We start from the raw sequence: 17,142 nt of genomic DNA, 5'->3' as shown, positions 1-17,142 counted from the left end.
TCGGCCCCGGAGATTGAATGACTGTGCAATATCCCCTTCTGCCGCTGCGCGACATCGTCGTCTTCCCGCAGATGATCGTTCCGCTCTTCGTCGGTCGTGACAAGAGCGTCGCTGCGCTCGAAGCGGCGATGGAAGGTTCGAAGGAAATCTTCCTCGTGTCGCAGCTCGATCCGGCGGAGGACGATCCGGGTCGTGATTCGCTCTACGACACCGGCGTCGTCGCGGTCGTACTCCAGTTGCTCAAGCTGCCCGACGGCACGGTCCGCGTGCTGGTGGAAGGCAAGCACCGCGCCCAGCTGGATTCGATGGAGGCGCACGAAACCTACCTCGTCGCCAATGTCGATGATGTGGAAGAGATCGTCGCGGAAGGGCCGGAAGCCTCCGCGCTGATGCGGTCGGTCGCCGAACAGTTTGAAAATTACGCCAAGCTCAACAAGAAGCTGCCGGCCGAGACGCCGGTGCAGCTGCGCGAGATCGAGGATGCCGGTCGCCTGGCCGACGCCGTGTCGGCGAACATCAACGTCAAGGTGTCCGACAAGCAGTCGCTGCTGGTCGAGGCGGATCCGGTCAAGCGCCTCGAAATGGTCTTCGCTTTCATGGAAGGCGAACTGGGCGTGTTGCAGGTCGAAAAGAAGATTCGTGGCCGCGTGAAGCGCCAGATGGAAAAGACCCAGCGCGAATATTATCTCAACGAGCAGCTAAAGGCGATCCAGCGCGAACTGGGCAATGGCGAGGGTGAGGAGGGCGACGAACTCGCTGAACTGACCGAGAAGATCGCCAAGACCAAGCTGAGCAAGGAAGCGCGGTCAAAGGCCACGGCGGAACTGAAGAAGCTCAAGGGTATGCAGCCCATGTCGGCCGAAGCGACCGTTGTGCGCAACTATCTCGACGTGCTGCTGGGGCTGCCCTGGGGCAAGAAGGGCAAGGTCAAGAACGACCTTAAGAAGGCGCAGGACATCCTCGACGAGGATCATTTCGCGCTGGAGAAGGTCAAGGACCGGATCATCGAATATCTCGCCGTGCAGGCGCGCACCAATAAATTGAAAGGCCCGATCCTGTGCCTCGTCGGTCCGCCGGGCGTCGGCAAGACCTCGCTCGGCCGTTCGATCGCCAAGGCGACGGGGCGCGAGTTCGTGCGCCAGTCGCTGGGGGGCGTGCGCGACGAGGCCGAAATTCGCGGCCACCGCCGCACCTATATCGGCTCGCTGCCGGGCAAGATCGTCACCAACCTCAAGAAAGCGGGGACGATGAACCCGCTCTTCCTGCTGGACGAGATCGACAAGCTGGGCCAGGATTTCCGCGGCGATCCGGCTTCTGCCCTGCTCGAAGTGCTGGACCCCGAACAGAATAGCAAGTTCCAGGACCATTATCTGGAAATCGACGTCGATCTTTCGGACATCATGTTCGTGACGACCGCCAACTCGCTGAATTTGCCGCAGCCTCTGCTCGACCGCATGGAGATCATCCGGCTGGAAGGCTATACCGAGGACGAAAAGGTCGAGATCGCCCAGCGTCACCTGATCGCCAAGCAGATCGACGCCCATGGCCTCAAGGGCGACGAGTTCGTGGTGACGGAGGACGCCGTGCGCGACCTCATCCGCTATTATACCCGCGAAGCCGGCGTCCGCACGCTGGAGCGCGAAATTGCGCGTCTCGCCCGCAAGGCGCTGCGCAAGATATTGGAGGGCGCTTATGACAAGGTCGTCATCACGCCCGACAATCTGGCCGATTATGCCGGCGTGCGGAAATTCCGTCATGGCATGGGCGAGGACGAGGATCAGATCGGCGCGGTGACGGGCTTGGCCTGGACCGAGGTGGGCGGCGAATTGCTGACGATCGAGGCGGTGACAGTGCCCGGCAAGGGCATGATCAAGACCACCGGCAAGCTGGGCGAGGTCATGAACGAATCGATCCAGGCGGCCTTTTCCTATGTCCGGGCGCGTTCACCCGGCTATGGGATCAAGCCCAGCGTTTTCAACCGCAAGGACATCCATATCCATCTGCCCGAAGGCGCAGTGCCCAAAGATGGTCCGTCGGCCGGCATCGGCATGGTGACCTGCATCGTATCTACCCTGACCGGGATTCCCGTCCACAAGGACGTAGCAATGACCGGCGAGGTGACGTTGCGCGGGCGCGTGCTGCCGATCGGTGGCCTCAAGGAGAAGCTGCTGGCCGCGCTGCGCGGCGGCATCAAGACGGTGCTGATCCCGCAGGAAAACGAGAAAGACCTAGCGGAAATTCCCGCCAACATCCGCGACGGGCTGGAAATCGTGCCGGTCAGCCATGTGGATGAGGTGCTGGCGCGTGCGCTGGCATCGGTTCCCGAAGCGATCGCCTGGACCGAGGAGGACGACCTCGCCGCCCAGCCGAGCAATGCGCCCGGCCGCGACAGCGATCCCGCGCTCCGTCACTAAGCCAATCCGAAACCGGCGGTTTGCCGTCGGTTTCGGCATATTTCGCGCAGGTGGGCGCAAATTTCTATCGAAGCGGAGGGCTTTGTCGCTTTCCCTTTGACAGGCGCAGAAATCCGCGCCTTATTGCGCCGCCTACGCCGCGATTCCTAATCAACCAACAGCACAAGGGGGTTCCCAAGGCATGAACAAGCAGGATTTGATCAGCGCAGTCGCTGAAAGCAGCGGCCTCAGCAAGAATGACGCGACGAAGGCTGTGGAAGGCGTGTTCGACGCCATCACCGGCGCTCTGAAGAAGGGCGACGAAGTGCGCCTCGTCGGTTTCGGCACTTTCTCGGTTTCGCAGCGCAAGGCTTCGACCGGCCGCAATCCGCGCACCGGCGAGACGATGACCATCAAGGCTTCGGCGCAGCCGAAGTTCAAGGCCGGCAAGGGCCTGAAGGATTCGGTCAACTAACGGACGTGGCGCCTGTCATCTGGCGGGCGCCCACCGTTTGACGACCTACCGGCATCGCGGCCGGAAAGTTTTTCAGGAGAGTGATGCGGCGACAGGAAGCGATCTTCCGCGACGCAAGATGCCGTAAGGTGAAGGGACGAAGAGGCGCCATGCCTTTTTGTCCCTTTCTTTTTGCCCACCCGGCCTCGACCCGCTCGTCTGCCGACGATAGGAAGGCCGCATGACGGGACGCGCGGGCAGATATATCTGGATCATTTGCGGGCTTGCGATGCTCTCCGCCTGCGCCGGCGGCGACTATCGGCCGGTGCGCGATACGCCGGTCAGGATCGACCCGCCCTACAAGGTGCGCGGCACGACCTATGTCCCGGCGGCGGAACCGACCTATGACATGCTGGGCTACGCCAGTTGGTATGGTTCGGAATCGGGCAATCGCACCGCCAATGGCGAACGATTCCGCGCCAAATGGATCACCGCCGCGCACACCAGCCTGCCGCTGCCCAGCTATGTCGAGGTGACCGCGCTCGATACCGGCCGGACCATCCTGGTTCGCGTCAACGATCGCGGCCCCTTCGCCGGGCGCGGGCGGGTGATCGACCTGTCGCGCGGCGCGGCCGAACAACTGGGCATCCGCGCCCAGGGCCATGCCGCTGTGCGCGTCCGCTTCGTCGATCCACCCGAAAAGGATAGGGAACGGCTGCGCAAGGGGAAGCCCGCGTCGGATCGGCCAAGGGTTGCGGAGAGGACGCTGGTCAATTTGAGAGCGCAGTTGCGCGCTGTCGGCCTTTGACGGCAGGTAAAAATTGCCTGCGGCATTTGTTCGCTTGACGGCCGGTAATGGGCCGCATATGTGGCCAACTCTCGCGGGCCGGAAGGCCCTGTGGCGATCGTAGCTCAGTTGGTTAGAGCGCCGGTTTGTGGTACCGGAGGTCGCGGGTTCGGATCCCGTCGATCGCCCCATTTTCTGATTTTCCCCCTGATCCGAGGGGATCGTCTCGCGCCGGGACGGTCATGCCTTTCCTATCATCGGATACGCAAAAGCGGTTCCCACTTGTCCGCGCGATGCTCTATAGCGCCCCCATGACCGATGCGCGCGACAAGGGGTTGACCCTTAATCCCAAATATGACGATCATGCCCTGATCACCGCTGTCGTGACCGACGCGGCCGACGGTGAAGTGCTGATGGTCGCGCATATGAATGCGCAGGCGCTGGCGCTGACGGTCGAAACCGGCCTCGCCCATTTCTGGTCGCGCAGCCGCCAGGCGCTGTGGAAGAAGGGCGAGACGTCCGGCCATATGCTGGAGGTGCGCGACATCCGCATCGATTGCGATCAGGACGCGGTCTGGGTGAAAGCGGTCCCGGCCGGCCCGACCTGCCACACCGGCGCGCGGTCCTGCTTTTTCCGTCGGGTCGGGCCGGATGGCCTGACGCCCGTCGATCTTGCGGCTGATCCGTCCATCGATGCCGCGGGCTAGCCTCGCGCTTCTTCTCCTGCTGGCGGCGTGCCAGCGCGCGCCGACGGCCGCCGACGCCGCCGCATCGGATGCTGGTGGTGCGCCGGCGTCCGGGCTGGAACGGGCCGCTATCGAAAGCGGGGCGATCACCGATACGGGCAAGACGTCGCCCGTCGGCCTCTACCAGCGCAGCCATGAAGCCGGGCGCGATCTGCTCTGCGTCATGCCGGCCAAGGATGCGGCCTTCCGCTTCGGCTTGCAGGCCAATTTCGGCGAGGACCAGAGCTGTCGCGGGCAGGGTACGGCACGCCGCGCGGGCGACAAGCTGATCCTCAGCTTCAAGGGCGGCGACCGCTGCATCGTGGTCGCCCAATATGATGGCGACCAGGTGGCGCTACCGGGCGTGGTCGACATGGCCTGTGCGGACCTGTGCGAGGGCCGCGGCACGCTGGAGGGAGTCAGCTTCCCCCGCATCGCCAATGACGCCGCCAGCGCGCTGCGCGCCCGCGACAGCGACGGCAAGGCGCTCTGCGAGGGCTAGCGGCCTTGGAGCGATTTCTAATCCGATGGAATCATCTGATGACTCGGACATCGCGTAAATCCAATAATCTGGAGTGGCTGGTCCGATGCAATCGGACCGCGAACCGCTCTAGTGGCCGATATAACGCCCCGGCCGGTGGTTGACGATCAGCACCGCATTGATGGCGGCGGCGGACAGGATCGACAGGCCGAACCGCTCGACGCTCAGGATCGGCAAGGACGCCAGCAGGATCGCGATGTCGCACAGCATTTGCGTCCGCCCCGCATTCCAGCCGCGCGACCGTTGCAGGATCAGCGCGACGACCCCGACGCCGCCCACGCCCGCGCCATGGCGGGCGATCGCCAATATGCCGAAGCCGATGATCGACCCGCCGAACAGGGCGGCGAAGAAGGGGCTGATTCGCGCGATGTGCAGCGCCGCCGGCATGGCCAGCCCCACGCCCATGATCGCGACATTGGCGAACAGCGTCTTCAACCCGAACGCCACCCCCATCGCCCGGCCCGCGAAGAGAAAGAAGGGAATGTTGATGAGCAAGAACAGGAGCGCGGGCGACCGGTGGAGCAGATAGGATAGCAGCAGCGCGATCCCCGCCATCCCGCCGGTCACCAGATTGGCGGCCTTCAGCATCATCAGCCCCAGCGCGATGAAGGCGCAGCCGATGGCGATGGCATAGCCGTCCTCGGCCAGGCTGTGGGGGCGGGGAGAAGGGGCAGTGATGGTCATGCGGGCAAGGTTCCTGGGATCATGCCCGGCCATCCTCTTGCCCATTTTCCGGCGTCATATGTGCTTATGCGCCGCTGATAGCGGGACGGCGCGTCCCGTTCAACCGCCGGTATCGACCTGCGCCGGCCCAAAGGCGTCGATCGCCTGGAACAGCCGAGTCAGCGCCTCGCGCTCTTCCGCGTCGATCTCCGGCCGCCACACTTCGAACAGCAACACGACGCGGGTGTCGGCGCTGCGGTTCCACGCCTCATGCTCGACGCTGTCGTCGAAGATCAGCATCTCGCCCTGGCGCCAGTTGCGCGTCTCCGCGCCGACGCGCAGCGTGCAATCGGGTGGCGTCAGCAGCGGCAGGTGGCAGATCAGCCGGGTGTTGAGCAGGCCATGATGCGGCCGGATATGGGTGCCGGGCTTGAGCAGCGACCATAATGCCATCGGCGATCGGCCTGCGATCACCGGCATGGGCGCCAGCGCCAGTGCCTCCATCACCGCGGGGCAGCGCGGCGCATTTTCCGCGACCGGCGCGCCGCCCTGCCAGAAATAGAGCGCGCCCCAACTGGGATCGTCGCGCAGCGGATTGTTGGGCGCAGGCCTGTTGGTGGCGGTCTGCACATAGGGGGCGAAATCCGCCTCTTGCGCGCGCACGGCGTGCAGTTCCGCGACGATCGCATCGGTCATCGCCTCCATCGGCGCGACCCAGTCGAACTCCTTCCGTTCGTAGAAGGCGCGCTGGGGCAGGCCGGGGAAATAGAACATGCTGGGTTGTTGTAGATAGACGTCGCGCTTGCCCAGCAGCAGGTCGGTGGCGTGGGCGATGCGGGGCAGGGGCGGCAGGTCGGCAATCGCGGCGGTCAGATGATCCTCGAACCGCTGGCTCGACCGGGCGACGTTGGCCTGCGCCTGTTGCAACAGCGGTTGGAGCTGCGGCGGCGCGCCGGTTGCGGCCGCCTGCGCCAGCGCCGCGCGGAACCAGCTTATCGATCCGCGCTCGTCGTCGCGCCGCAGCGCATTCCGCCCCATGGCGAGCAGCGCCGGCAGGTTGCGCATATCGCCGTCCAATATGCGCCGCAGCGCCGCCGCTTCGCCGTCCAGATCTCCGGCGCGACTATGCGCCTGCGCCAGCAGCATCGCGGGCGGATCGCCCATCTCGCGCAGCGTCGCCAATGCGCCATCGGCATCGCCGCGGCGCAGGGCGGCCACCGCCGCCTCCTGCAGTCTTATCTCTCTCGCCGGATCATTCATGCCACCGCCATATCCGGCGGCGATGCGGCGCGAAAGCGGCTTATTCGGCGGCGGCGGGGATCAGGCCCGGTGCGCGCCGTTCCAGCATGATCGCCAGCAGGAAGACGGCGAGGCCGCCCAGCGCCAGCGCGGCGCCGATCCAGCCCGTCGAAACGAGGCCATAGCCTGCCGCGATCGACAGGCCGCCCAGCCACGGTCCCAATGCATTGGCCATATTGAAGGCGCTATGGTGCAACGCCGCCGCCAGCGTCTGCGCTTCGCCCGCCACGTCCATCAGCCGCGCCTGCAACGGCGTGCCCAGCCCCCCGCCGATGCCGATCAGGAAGATGTTGAGGCTGAGCGTCCAGATATTGCCGGCCATTAGCGGGAACAGCGCCAGTGACGCGGCGCTCCACAGCAACACGCCGATGACGGTGCGGTTGCGCGCCTTGTCCGCCAGCCAGGCGACGACCAGATTGCCCAATGTCATGCCTATGCCGAAGATCGCCAGGATCAGCGGCACGTAGCTTTCCGACACATGGGTGACCTCCATCATGGTCGAGGCGACATAGGTATAGACGGCGAACAGACCGCCAAAGCCGATCGCGCCGGTCAGCAGGGTCAGCCAGACCTGCCCCTTGGCCAGCGCCGTCAACTCGCGCATCGGGCTGGCTTTTGTGTCGCCAGCGTCCCGCGGGGCGTAGAGCGCCACGAGAGTCACCGTCGCCACGGCCAGCGCCGCCACGACGAAAAAGCCGGAGCGCCAGCCCAGCACTTGCCCCATCCAGTTGGCGACGGGCACGCCGATCACCGTGGCCACGGTCAGGCCCGACATGACCTTGGCGATCGCCAGCGTGCGCTGTTCGATCGGCACCAGATTGGCGGCGACCAGCGCCGCGACGCCGAAATAGGCGCCATGCGGCACGCCGCTCAGGAACCGGAACAGCAGCATCCAATGATAGCTGGGCGAAAGGGCGGACAAGCCGTTGGCGAGCGCGAACATCGCCATCAGGCCGATCAGCAGCGTCCGCCGCGGCAGGCGTGCGCCCAAGGCGGCGATCACCGGCGCGCCCGCGACCACGCCCAGGGCATAGGCGCTGATCGCATGGCCGGCGGTCGGCAGGTCGATGCCCAGATCGCGGGCGAAGAAGGGCAGCAGGCTCATCGACGCGAATTCGGTGGTGCCGATGGCGAACGCGCCGACCGCCAGGGCGAACAGGACAAGCGCGGGATGCGTCTGATGGGGAAGCGCGGTCTGGGAAGCGCCCATGGCAAGCTCCATGCTGCAATGCAAAAATGTACGGAAGCGTCGCAAATGGGCCTAGTGACAGCGCTGGTCAACCCTGCATTCGTATGAGTTTTCTGCATCTGCGTCGCCGGTTGGCGCAATTGGTGCGGCGGTGCGCAAGCCGCTCGCCTGGCGCGATGGATCGTCTATAGGCTCCGTACATGGACAGACATGACGGACAGGACGGCGACAGGGCGGCGCTGCTGGGGGCGGGGGCGGTGCTCGCGTCGCTCATCTCGGTCAATTTCGGCGCGGCCTTCGCCAAGACGATATTTCCGCTGCTCGGCGCGGCCGGCGTCGCGGCGCTTCGCATCAGTCTGGCGGCGGTCTTGCTGTGGCTGTTGCGCAGGCCGTGGCGGTGGTCCGTGCCTGTGGGCGCAGGTTGGTGGCTGGCCGGCTATGGCGCGACGCTGGGTCTGATGAACCTGTGCATCTATCTGGCGTTCGAGCGCATACCGCTGGGTGTGGCCATCGCGATCGAGGTGGTGGGGCCGCTGGCGGTCGTGCTGTTCGGGGCGCGGCGGCCGCGCGATTTCTGCTGGCTGGCGGCGGCGGTGGCCGGCCTGCTGCTGTTGCTGCCGCTGCGCAGCGACGCCCCGCTCGATCCGGTCGGCGTCGCCTTCGCCTGCGCGGCCGGCCTGTGCTGGGCACTCTATATCGTGGCGGGCAAGCGGGTGTCGGGCGTCGTTGGCGGGGATGCCGTCGCCTGGGGGATGCTGGCCGCGGCGATCCTCGTCCTGCCGCTGGGCGTCGCCCATGCAGGCGCGGCGCTGCTGTCGCCCGGCGTCCTGCTCGTCGGGCTGGTCATCGCCATCCTGTCGAGCGCCTTGCCCTATTCGCTGGAGATGGAGGCTATGCGGCGCCTGCCCGCCCATGTCTTCGGGCTGCTGGTCAGCGCGTCGCCGGCCGTCGGGGCGCTGGCCGGCTTCATCATATTGGACGAGCGGTTGACCCCGCTCCAGTGGATCGCGATCCTCTGCATCATGGCGGCGTCAGCCGGGAGCGCCCTGACGGTCGGACACAAGCCCGCCATCGAAGACGCGCCGCAATAAGCGGGTTTAACCGCTCACCTGCGCCTGGCTGACGTCCAGCATCTTGCCATCGGTAATCACCACCATGTCGCCCAGCTTCGTTACGCCGAACAGCTTTTCGGCGAACTCTTTGGGCACGCCGATGCAGCCATGGGTGCCGCGGCCCCATTGCACGTCGCTGCCGTGGATGAAGACGCCGTCGCTGGTCAGCCGCTGCGCGAAGGGCATGGGCGCATTGTCATAGGTGCGCGAAAAATAATCGGCATGTTTCGCCATGATCGGGAAAGCGCCCTTGGGGCTGGGCTTGTCGGTCGCGCCGTAGAGGATCACCGCCGCGCCGATCTCATAGCCGGCGCGGAACACCGACAGGGTCTGCGCGCGCAGGTCGACGGTGATGATGACGGGGCCGGTCGCCGGCGCGCCCTGTTCGTCCCAGGCATAGTCGCCATGGCGGAACGGCCCGTCGATCTTGAGCACGCGCTTGACCCGCAACGCGCCCGGATCGACCGCCATGCCCTGGTCGCTGCGCCGCTCGATCGGCTTGGCGGGGGCAGGGGCGGGGACGGAGGGAGGGGAGGGTGTAGCGGCGGGTGCGGCCGCCGTTTCGGACGACGCATGGCCTTCCAGCGCCGGCCGATCGATCGACGCGAACACAACCAGGCCGGTCAACGCCACTATCCCGCCGATCGCCAGCTTCGGCCCGACCTGTTTCAGGAAACCCGCCATCTCTATCCTCATGCCTCCATGCCCGGCCAGCATAGGCGCCAAAGGTTAATCCTAGCCTTCCCGCGCCACTTCCGCCGCTGCGATCGCGGTCAGGTTCAGGATGCCGCGCGAGGTGACGCCGGGCGTCAGCACATGGATCGGCTTGCTCAGGCCCATCAGCATCGGCCCGACCGTGGGCGAACTGGAGGAGGCCGACAGCGCGGTCAGCGTGATGTTCGCCGCGTCGAGGTTCGGCATGACCAGCAAATTGGCCGGCCCCTCGAACCGCGAATCGGGGATCAGCCGTTCGCGCAACGCCTGGCTGAGCGCCGCGTCGGCATGCATTTCCCCATCCACCGCCAGTTCGGGCGCGGCGTCGCGCACGATCTTGAACGCCTTGCGCATCTTGCGCGCGCTGTCGGTGTGCGACGCGCCGAAATTGGAGTGGGACAGCAGGGCCGCCCGCGGCGTCAGCCCGAAATGCTGGATTTCCGTCGCCGCCAGCAACGTCATTTCGGCGATCTGTTCCGGCGTCGGGTCCGGCACCATATGGGTGTCGGTGATGAACAGCGCGCCCGCGTCCAGGATCAGGCCCGACAACGCATAGACGCGGCTGTGGCCGGGCGTGCGGTCGATGATGCGCAGCACATGTTCGACCTGCCCCCAATATTCGGACCGCCCGCCGACCAGCGCGGCGTCGACCCGCCCGGTCTGCAACAGCATCGCGGCGGTGATGGTGGGGCGGCGATAGACATGGCGCAATATTTCGTCGGCCGGCACGCCGCGGCGCGACGCGACCGTGCGATAGGCCTCGACCAGTTCGCCCATCACCAGATGGTCGGTTTCCGGATCGATCACCTCGACATCGCGGTCCAGGTCGAAGCTCAGCCCCAGTTCGGGCAGCTTCTGCGCCAGGATGCGGCGGCGCGCGACGATGGTCGGGCGGACGATGCCTTCGTCCAGCGCGTCGCGAATGGCGCGCAGCACGCGATCGTCCTCGCCCTCGCCATAGGCGATGCGGCATCCGGTGCCGCGCGCGGCTTCGAACACCGGCAGCATCAACTGGCCCGACCGCGCGCTCTGGCGCGACAGGCTGCGCTTGTAATCCTCTAGGTCCAGCGTCTTCTTCGCGACGCCGCTCTCCATCGCCGCGCGGGCCACCGCGACCGCTATCTCGCCGATCAGGCGCGGGTCGAAGGGGGTGGGGATGATATAGTCGGCGCCGAACACCAGCCTGCGCCCGCCATAGGCTTGCGCGACGCTGTCATGGGCGGGCATCCGGGCGAGGTTTGCGATGGCGTCGGCCGCGGCGACCTTCATCGCCTCGTTGATCTGCGTCGCGCCGCAATCCAGCGCGCCGCGGAAGATATAGGGGAAGCACAGGACGTTGTTGACCTGGTTGGGATAGTCCGACCGGCCGGTGGCGATGATCGCGTCCGGCCGCACTTCGCGCGCGGCTTCCGGGCGGATTTCCGGCTCCGGATTGGCGAGCGCGAAGATCAGCGGATTGGGCGCCATCAGCGGCAACCATTCGGGCTTCAAAACCCCCGGTGCCGACAACCCCAGGAACAGGTTCGCGCCCGGCAGCACATCGGGCAGGGTGCGCGCATTGGTGGTGCGGGCATAGCGCGCCATGTTGGGCAACATGCCTTCGCGCCCCGCATGGATCACGCCATCCTTGTCGGTCATGGTGACGTTTTCGATCGGCAGGCCCATCGACACCAGCAGGTCGACACAGGCCAAAGCCGCCGCGCCCGCGCCCGACGTCACCAGCTTTGCGTCGGCCAGCGTTTTGCCCTGCAGCACCAGAGCGTTGCGCACGGCGGCGGCGACGACGATGGCGGTGCCATGCTGATCGTCATGAAAGACCGGAATGTTCATCCGTTCCTTCAGCCGCGCTTCGATCGCGAAACATTCGGGCGCCTTGATGTCTTCCAGGTTGATGCCGCCGAAGGTCGGCTCCATCAGCGCCACGGCCTCCACGAACTTGTCCGGGTCGGTCGTATCCAGTTCGATGTCGAACACGTCGATATCGGCGAATTTCTTGAACAGGACGGCCTTGCCCTCCATCACCGGCTTGGATGCCAGCGCGCCGATCGCGCCCAGACCCAATACGGCGGTGCCGTTGGAGATGACGGCGACCAGATTGCCGCGCGCGGTATAGTCCATCGCCTTGTCGGGATCGGCGGCGATCTCCACACAGGGCGCGGCGACGCCGGGCGAATAGGCCAGCGCCAGATCGCGCTGGTTCACCATGCGCTTGGTCGGCTCTATGCGGAGCTTACCGGGCTGGGGATAGCGATGATAGTCGAGAGCGGCGCGGCGGGTGTTATCGTCCATGGAAATGCGCCTTAGTGACTGCGTTTCGCTAGGGCAACCGCCGATAGCTCCCAAGGGGGGATGGGGGCGTATAGTCCGACAAGAAAATCGACGAAGGCAGTGATGGCGCGCGGCGGATTGGCTTGCGGTAATTGCACCGCGAACAGTGCGACCTCGTTCGACCCTTCATGCGTCGGCACGATCTGGCGCAGTTCGCCCTGCGCCAGCGCCGCGCTGATATCCCAGAGCGATCGCAGCGCGATGCCGCCGCCCGCCAGCGCCAGTTCGCGCACCAGTTCGCTGCTGTTGGTGCGCACATGGCTGTGTTCCTCGACCACCACTGGCCCCTTCGGTCCGACCAGCCGCCAAGGCATTTGTCCGTCTGCGGCCAGCAGGCGATGGCCTTTCAGATCCGCAATCGTCTCCGGCACGCCGAACCGGTCCAGATAGGCGGGCGCGGCGCACAAGATGCGGCGATTGGTCGCCAGTTGGCGCGCGGTCAGGGCGGCCCCCGGATCGGCCGTGATGCGGATGGCCAGGTCCGCGCGGCTTTCGATCAGGTCGCTGAAATCATCCGACAGGTCGATGCTGAGTTCCACCCTGGGATGCGCGTCGATGAAGCGCTGAAGATAGGGCGCCAGGTGCATCCGCCCGAAGGATGTCGGCGCGGTGATGCGCAGCGGCCCGCTCGCCACCGCCGACGCGCCCGACACGCGCCGCTCCGCCTCGTCCAGCGCCGCCAATATGCCGCGCAGGTCGGCATGGAGCCGCTCGCCCGCCGGGGTCAGCGCCAGCCGCCGCGTAGTGCGATGCACCAGCTTGGCGCCCAGCCGCTCCTCCAGCCGCGCCAGCCGCTTGGACATCATCGCGGGCGAGACATGCAGCCGCCGTCCAGCCGCCGCCAGTCCGCCCTCGTCCACCACGCATACGAACAGTTCATGATCGGGATCCATCATATTCGTTCACCACAGGAATGACTGTATTCGTATAATAGCGTATACACGGCATAATGGGAATCGGCTATCGCTATCGCAACAGTTGTCCTTTCCGCCTGCGCGGGAAGGACGAAGGATGGAGCAGGAGAAGACGATGACCGACCGCATGATCGACAAGGCCGGCCTTCAGGTCGCCGAGCCATTGGCCGATTTCATTGACAGCCGCGCGCTGCCCTGCGCCGGCATCGCGCCGGACGCCTTCTGGGCGGGCACGGCGGACCTGTTCGCCCGTTTCGCGCCGGACAACGCCGCCCTGCTGCGCAAGCGCAACACGATGCAGGCGCAGATAGACGACTGGCACGACCAGCGCCGGGGCCAGCCGCATGACGCCAGCGCCTATCAGGCCTTTCTGCGCGAGATCGGCTATCTGGTCCCCGAACCCGCACCGTTCCGGATCGGCAGCGACCATGTCGATGACGAGGTCGCGCGTTTGGCGGGGCCGCAACTGGTCGTCCCGATCCTCAATGCCCGCTTCCTGCTCAACGCCGCCAATGCGCGCTGGGGCAGCCTCTATGACGCGCTCTACGGCACCGATGCGATACCGGGCGCGGCGGCAGGAAAGGGCTATGACGCCGCGCGCGGCGCACAGGTCATCGCCTGGGCCAAGGCGTTCCTGGACGATGCGATCCCGCTGGCGAGTGGTAGCTGGGCCGACCTGTCCAGCGACGCCATCATCCTGCGCGATCCGACCCAATATGTCGGCGCCAGCGAGAAGGGCCGCCTGTTCCGCCACAATGGTCTGCACATCGAAATCGTCTTCGATGCCACGCATCCGATCGGCGCGACCGATCCGGCCGGCATAGCCGACGTCATCCTCGAATCCGCCCTGACCGCGATCTGCGACCTTGAAGACTCCGTCGCCGCCGTCGATGCGCAGGACAAGGTCGCGGCCTATGCCAACTGGCTGGGCCTGATGCGCGGCGACCTGACCGAGACGTTCGAGAAGGGCGGCGCGACCATGACCCGCGCGCTCAACCCCGACCGCGCCTATACCGCGCCCGACGGCGGCCGCTTCACCCTGCCGGGGCGCAGCCTGTTGTTCGTCCGCAATGTCGGCCATCTGATGACTAGCCCGGCGATCCGCCTGCCCGATGGCGACGAAGCGCCCGAAGGCATATTGGACGGCATCGTCACCAGCCTGATCGCGCTCCACGATTTGAAGCGCGACGGCGGCAACAGCCGCGCCGGCAGCGTCTATATCGTCAAGCCCAAGATGCACGGGCCGGAGGAAGCGGCTTTCACCAACCGCCTGTTCGACGGAATCGAGGATATGCTGGGCATGGCCCGCTACACCATCAAGGTCGGCGTCATGGACGAGGAGCGCCGCACCTCGGCCAATCTCGCCGCCTGTATCGAGGCTGTCCGCGGCCGCATCGTCTTCATCAACACCGGCTTCCTCGATCGCACGGGGGACGAGATGCACACGTCGATGCGGGCCGGTCCGATGATCCGCAAGGGCGAGATGAAGACGAGCGACTGGATCGCCGCCTATGAAGATCGCAACGTCCAGATCGGCCTGGCCTGTGGTCTGTCGGGCCGGGCGCAGATCGGCAAGGGCATGTGGGCCGCGCCCGATCGCATGGCCGACATGCTGGAGCAGAAGGCGTCGCACCCAAAGAGCGGCGCGAACACAGCCTGGGTTCCCTCGCCGACCGCAGCGACGCTGCACGCGACCCATTATCACCGCATCGACGTCTTCGCCCGCCAGGCGGAGCGCAAGGCGGAGGCGATCGCGCCGCTGGACAAGTTGCTGACCATCCCCGTCGCGGTGGGCCGCAACTTCTCGGACGAGGAGATCGCGCAGGAACTGGATAATAATGCGCAGGGTATATTGGGCTATGTCGTCCGCTGGGTCGATCAGGGCGTCGGCTGTTCCAAGGTGCCCGATATCCACGATATCGGCCTGATGGAGGACCGCGCGACGCTGCGCATTTCCTCGCAGCATATGGCCAACTGGCTGTTGCACGGCGTCTGCACGGCGGAGCAGGTCGATGCCGCGCTCCAACGCATGGCCGCCAAGGTCGACGCCCAGAACGCCGGCGATCCGCTCTATCAGCCGATGAGCGGCCGCGAAGCCGAAAGCCTGGCCTATCAGGCCGCCCGCGCGCTGGTGTTCGAGGGTGTCGAACAGCCCAGCGGCTATACCGAACCTTTGCTCCACGCCTTCCGCGCGGAACAGAAGGCGGAGGCGCTGGAGGACGCATAACATTTCCAAACCTGTTGTGGCGGTTCCCATGCTGCGTTACGCCCTCACCGGCGGGCAGCATGGGAGCCATCATGACGATCCTCGTCCACCACCTCAATAACAGCCGATCGCAGCGCATCCTCTGGCTGCTGGAGGAGCTGGGCGAACCCTATCAAGTCCGCCGCTACGAGCGCGACCGCAAGACGATGCGCGCGCCCGAAAGCCTGCGCGCCATCCACCCGCTCGGCCGTTCGCCGGTAGTGGAGGTGGACGGCCATCGCCTGATCGAAACCGGCGCGATCATGGAGCATCTTGTCGCCCGCGCCGGCAACCGCTTCGGCCCGCCCGCCGATGCGGACGGCGCGATCCGCTATCGCCAATATATGCACTATGCCGAAGGATCGATGATGCCGCCGCTGCTGGCGTTGCTCATCATCGGCAAGCTCGGCCTGTTCGGCCGCCCTGCGCGACCGACGGTGCAAAGGATGCTGGACGATCATCTCGACTGGCTCGAAACGGAACTGGCGAGCCGTCCCTATTTCGCTGGCGACGCCTTCACCGCCGCCGACATGATGATGAGCTTTCCGCTGGAAGCGTCGCGTGCACGCGGCGGCCTTGACAGCAGCCGTCCGCATCTGATCCGCTGGCTGGAAGACATGCAGGCGCGGCCTGCCTACACGGCCGCGCTGGCAGCCGGCGGCCCCTATGCCTATGCCTGACCCTATTGTCTCTTCAGCATGATATTCAGTTTCCGCTCGAAGGTGGCGGGATCTATTTCGAAATGGCGCTCGCCCTTTATGCTGGGATCGAAGCTGATCGGGCCTTCGCGCGGCAATATATAGCCGACCCGCTGCTTGCGGAAATTGCCGATGCGCGACTGGCATTCGGTGATGTAATTCATCGCCATCACCCGGCATCCGGCGGGCGAAAAGATGCTGTTGTGCAGCGCACTGGAAAATTCGCCGATCACATCGTCGGCCGACGCGAAGAGCGCGATCTGCTGTTCCAGCGTCAGATTTTCCGGGCTGATACTTTCAAAGCCGTAACTGGCCGCGATATCCTGTAGCGCCTGGCTATTGGCCAGAATACGATAGGACTGGACGCGCCGGTCCACGAAGATGCGCTTTCGAGGGATCCCTTCCTGGCGATAGGGCGTCGTCAGCAATTCCAGTTCGTCTTGGACGACATCGGAATAGACGAAGCGACTGCCCCAGCCGGGGATCAGCAGCCGGCGCACGGTCAGCACATCCTGTAGCGCCTTCGTTTCGACGTGGAAGTCGGGCAGCAGCAGGCTGATCCATTTGAGCGCATAGGAAGGCGCGTTGGAGGGCAGGATGATCGGGATGGCGGCCAGCGATGGATTGTCACGGTGCGCCGCGCGCATGACCAGCAGGCGGGGCATCACCTCCAGCAGGAAATGGCCGTAAATGACGCAATTATAGTTCCAGACCGTCCAGGCGGTGTCGATCGTCCTATGCTCTCCGCCGCCTTGCAGAAACTGGCCCGTATAGCTTTGGTCGGCATATTTGCGGGTGATATAGCCGGGAAACAGCGCATTTTTCATGGCATCCGACAGGCTTTGCAGGACCGGCGGGATACATGGGCCGATCAGTTGCGCATCCTCGAACGCCCAGATGCTTGCCGACGGCGCGTCCAGCTTCACTGCATGATTTTGGTCGATCGCATGAGTCAGTCCGTCATTCCACAGCATCGGCATGGGCGGAATTTGCCGGTTGCTGGGCCAATTGAGAAAAAGCTGCTCTGCCATGCGGCCGTGACTCCGAATATTACCGTTTGAGACACGCCCTCGCAGGGCC

At 65.5% G+C, this 17,142-nt stretch carries 15 protein-coding genes and 1 tRNA gene; 9 read left to right on the top strand and 7 right to left on the bottom strand.

What is annotated here, in order from left to right:
- The first annotated feature begins 17 nt into the window (after positions 1-17).
- From lon to sphantq_RS01160, 6 genes are all read left to right on the top strand, one after another.
- Complete coding sequence (gene lon, locus sphantq_RS01185; RefSeq protein WP_129926293.1) at positions 18-2,414, top strand: endopeptidase La; 2,397 nt, start codon at positions 18-20, stop codon at positions 2,412-2,414.
- Between the two features lie 181 nt (positions 2,415-2,595).
- Positions 2,596-2,868: an HU family DNA-binding protein gene (locus tag sphantq_RS01180; RefSeq protein ID WP_024019962.1), complete on the top strand. Its 273-nt coding sequence runs from the start codon at positions 2,596-2,598 to the stop codon at positions 2,866-2,868.
- Between the two features lie 220 nt (positions 2,869-3,088).
- Entirely contained in the window at positions 3,089-3,655 is a 567-nt protein-coding gene (locus sphantq_RS01175; RefSeq protein WP_272799368.1) for a septal ring lytic transglycosylase RlpA family protein, read from the top strand.
- Between the two features lie 93 nt (positions 3,656-3,748).
- A tRNA-His gene (locus sphantq_RS01170) sits at positions 3,749-3,825 on the top strand.
- A gap of 120 nt (positions 3,826-3,945) precedes the next feature.
- Complete coding sequence (gene hisI, locus sphantq_RS01165) at positions 3,946-4,341, top strand: phosphoribosyl-AMP cyclohydrolase (RefSeq protein ID WP_261934985.1); 396 nt, start codon at positions 3,946-3,948, stop codon at positions 4,339-4,341.
- The gene (locus sphantq_RS01160) at positions 4,328-4,861 is read left to right on the top strand and encodes a hypothetical protein (RefSeq protein ID WP_272799367.1); all 534 of its coding nucleotides are present in this window, start codon (positions 4,328-4,330) and stop codon (positions 4,859-4,861) included. The genes hisI and sphantq_RS01160 overlap by 14 nt, the downstream gene beginning before the upstream one ends.
- Before the next feature lie 108 nt (positions 4,862-4,969).
- Here the strand turns inward: sphantq_RS01160 and sphantq_RS01155 are convergent, their stop codons facing one another.
- The 3 genes from sphantq_RS01155 to sphantq_RS01145 form a co-directional block, all read right to left on the bottom strand.
- Positions 4,970-5,584 (bottom strand): YitT family protein, encoded by a 615-nt coding sequence (locus sphantq_RS01155; protein ID WP_272799366.1) that lies wholly within the window; start codon positions 5,582-5,584, stop codon positions 4,970-4,972.
- A 99-nt stretch (positions 5,585-5,683) separates the two neighbouring features.
- Positions 5,684-6,823, bottom strand: a complete 1,140-nt coding sequence (locus tag sphantq_RS01150) for an aspartyl/asparaginyl beta-hydroxylase domain-containing protein (protein WP_272799365.1) — start codon at positions 6,821-6,823, stop codon at positions 5,684-5,686.
- Positions 6,824-6,863: 40 nt separating this feature from the next.
- A complete protein-coding gene (locus sphantq_RS01145; RefSeq protein ID WP_272799364.1) occupies positions 6,864-8,072 on the bottom strand; it encodes an MFS transporter in 1,209 nt (402 codons plus the stop codon).
- Positions 8,073-8,251: 179 nt separating this feature from the next.
- Between sphantq_RS01145 and sphantq_RS01140 the strand changes: the two genes are divergently transcribed.
- Positions 8,252-9,142, top strand: a complete 891-nt coding sequence (locus tag sphantq_RS01140) for an EamA family transporter (protein ID WP_272799363.1) — start codon at positions 8,252-8,254, stop codon at positions 9,140-9,142.
- A gap of 6 nt (positions 9,143-9,148) precedes the next feature.
- On the opposite strand, the gene sphantq_RS01135 is transcribed toward sphantq_RS01140, so the two are convergent.
- Genes sphantq_RS01135 through sphantq_RS01125 form a run of 3 tightly spaced genes read right to left on the bottom strand, consistent with a single transcriptional unit; the run spans position 9,149 to position 13,101 of the window.
- A complete protein-coding gene (locus sphantq_RS01135; RefSeq protein ID WP_443021515.1) occupies positions 9,149-9,859 on the bottom strand; it encodes a L,D-transpeptidase family protein in 711 nt (236 codons plus the stop codon).
- A 39-nt stretch (positions 9,860-9,898) separates the two neighbouring features.
- Entirely contained in the window at positions 9,899-12,166 is a 2,268-nt protein-coding gene (locus sphantq_RS01130) for an NADP-dependent malic enzyme (protein WP_272799362.1), read from the bottom strand.
- An 11-nt stretch (positions 12,167-12,177) separates the two neighbouring features.
- Entirely contained in the window at positions 12,178-13,101 is a 924-nt protein-coding gene (locus tag sphantq_RS01125) for a LysR family transcriptional regulator (protein ID WP_272799361.1), read from the bottom strand.
- Positions 13,102-13,234: 133 nt separating this feature from the next.
- Between sphantq_RS01125 and sphantq_RS01120 the strand changes: the two genes are divergently transcribed.
- Positions 13,235-15,346: a malate synthase G gene (locus sphantq_RS01120; protein ID WP_272800276.1), complete on the top strand. Its 2,112-nt coding sequence runs from the start codon at positions 13,235-13,237 to the stop codon at positions 15,344-15,346.
- Positions 15,347-15,417: 71 nt separating this feature from the next.
- Positions 15,418-16,044, top strand: coding sequence for a glutathione S-transferase family protein (locus sphantq_RS01115; protein ID WP_066605426.1), 627 nt, complete (start codon positions 15,418-15,420; stop codon positions 16,042-16,044).
- Positions 16,045-16,046: 2 nt separating this feature from the next.
- Here the strand turns inward: sphantq_RS01115 and sphantq_RS01110 are convergent, their stop codons facing one another.
- Positions 16,047-17,093: a glycosyltransferase family 61 protein gene (locus tag sphantq_RS01110; RefSeq protein WP_066602961.1), complete on the bottom strand. Its 1,047-nt coding sequence runs from the start codon at positions 17,091-17,093 to the stop codon at positions 16,047-16,049.
- Positions 17,094-17,142: the final 49 nt, after the last annotated feature.

The sequence above is a fragment of the Sphingobium sp. AntQ-1 genome (assembly GCF_028538045.1).
Classification (GTDB): domain Bacteria; phylum Pseudomonadota; class Alphaproteobacteria; order Sphingomonadales; family Sphingomonadaceae; genus Sphingobium; species Sphingobium cupriresistens.
This window is presented reverse-complemented; position numbering and strand designations above follow the sequence as displayed.

Excerpts from the sequence above, each read along its gene's own strand:
- sphantq_RS01145 (WP_272799364.1), bottom strand. The coding sequence starts at position 8,072 with ATGGGCGCTTCCCAGACCGCGCTTCCCCATCAGACGCATCCCGCGCTT.
- lon (WP_129926293.1), top strand. The coding sequence starts at position 18 with ATGACTGTGCAATATCCCCTTCTGCCGCTGCGCGACATCGTCGTCTTC.
- sphantq_RS01135 (WP_443021515.1), bottom strand. The coding sequence starts at position 9,859 with ATGAGGATAGAGATGGCGGGTTTCCTGAAACAGGTCGGGCCGAAGCTG.
- sphantq_RS01110 (WP_066602961.1), bottom strand. The coding sequence starts at position 17,093 with ATGGCAGAGCAGCTTTTTCTCAATTGGCCCAGCAACCGGCAAATTCCG.
- sphantq_RS01150 (WP_272799365.1), bottom strand. The coding sequence starts at position 6,823 with ATGAATGATCCGGCGAGAGAGATAAGACTGCAGGAGGCGGCGGTGGCC.
- sphantq_RS01180 (WP_024019962.1), top strand. The coding sequence starts at position 2,596 with ATGAACAAGCAGGATTTGATCAGCGCAGTCGCTGAAAGCAGCGGCCTC.
- sphantq_RS01115 (WP_066605426.1), top strand. The coding sequence starts at position 15,418 with ATGACGATCCTCGTCCACCACCTCAATAACAGCCGATCGCAGCGCATC.
- sphantq_RS01130 (WP_272799362.1), bottom strand. The coding sequence starts at position 12,166 with ATGGACGATAACACCCGCCGCGCCGCTCTCGACTATCATCGCTATCCC.
- hisI (WP_261934985.1), top strand. The coding sequence starts at position 3,946 with ATGACCGATGCGCGCGACAAGGGGTTGACCCTTAATCCCAAATATGAC.
- sphantq_RS01175 (WP_272799368.1), top strand. The coding sequence starts at position 3,089 with ATGACGGGACGCGCGGGCAGATATATCTGGATCATTTGCGGGCTTGCG.
- sphantq_RS01125 (WP_272799361.1), bottom strand. The coding sequence starts at position 13,101 with ATGATGGATCCCGATCATGAACTGTTCGTATGCGTGGTGGACGAGGGC.
- sphantq_RS01155 (WP_272799366.1), bottom strand. The coding sequence starts at position 5,584 with ATGACCATCACTGCCCCTTCTCCCCGCCCCCACAGCCTGGCCGAGGAC.
- sphantq_RS01120 (WP_272800276.1), top strand. The coding sequence starts at position 13,235 with ATGACCGACCGCATGATCGACAAGGCCGGCCTTCAGGTCGCCGAGCCA.
- sphantq_RS01160 (WP_272799367.1), top strand. The coding sequence starts at position 4,328 with ATGCCGCGGGCTAGCCTCGCGCTTCTTCTCCTGCTGGCGGCGTGCCAG.
- sphantq_RS01140 (WP_272799363.1), top strand. The coding sequence starts at position 8,252 with ATGGACAGACATGACGGACAGGACGGCGACAGGGCGGCGCTGCTGGGG.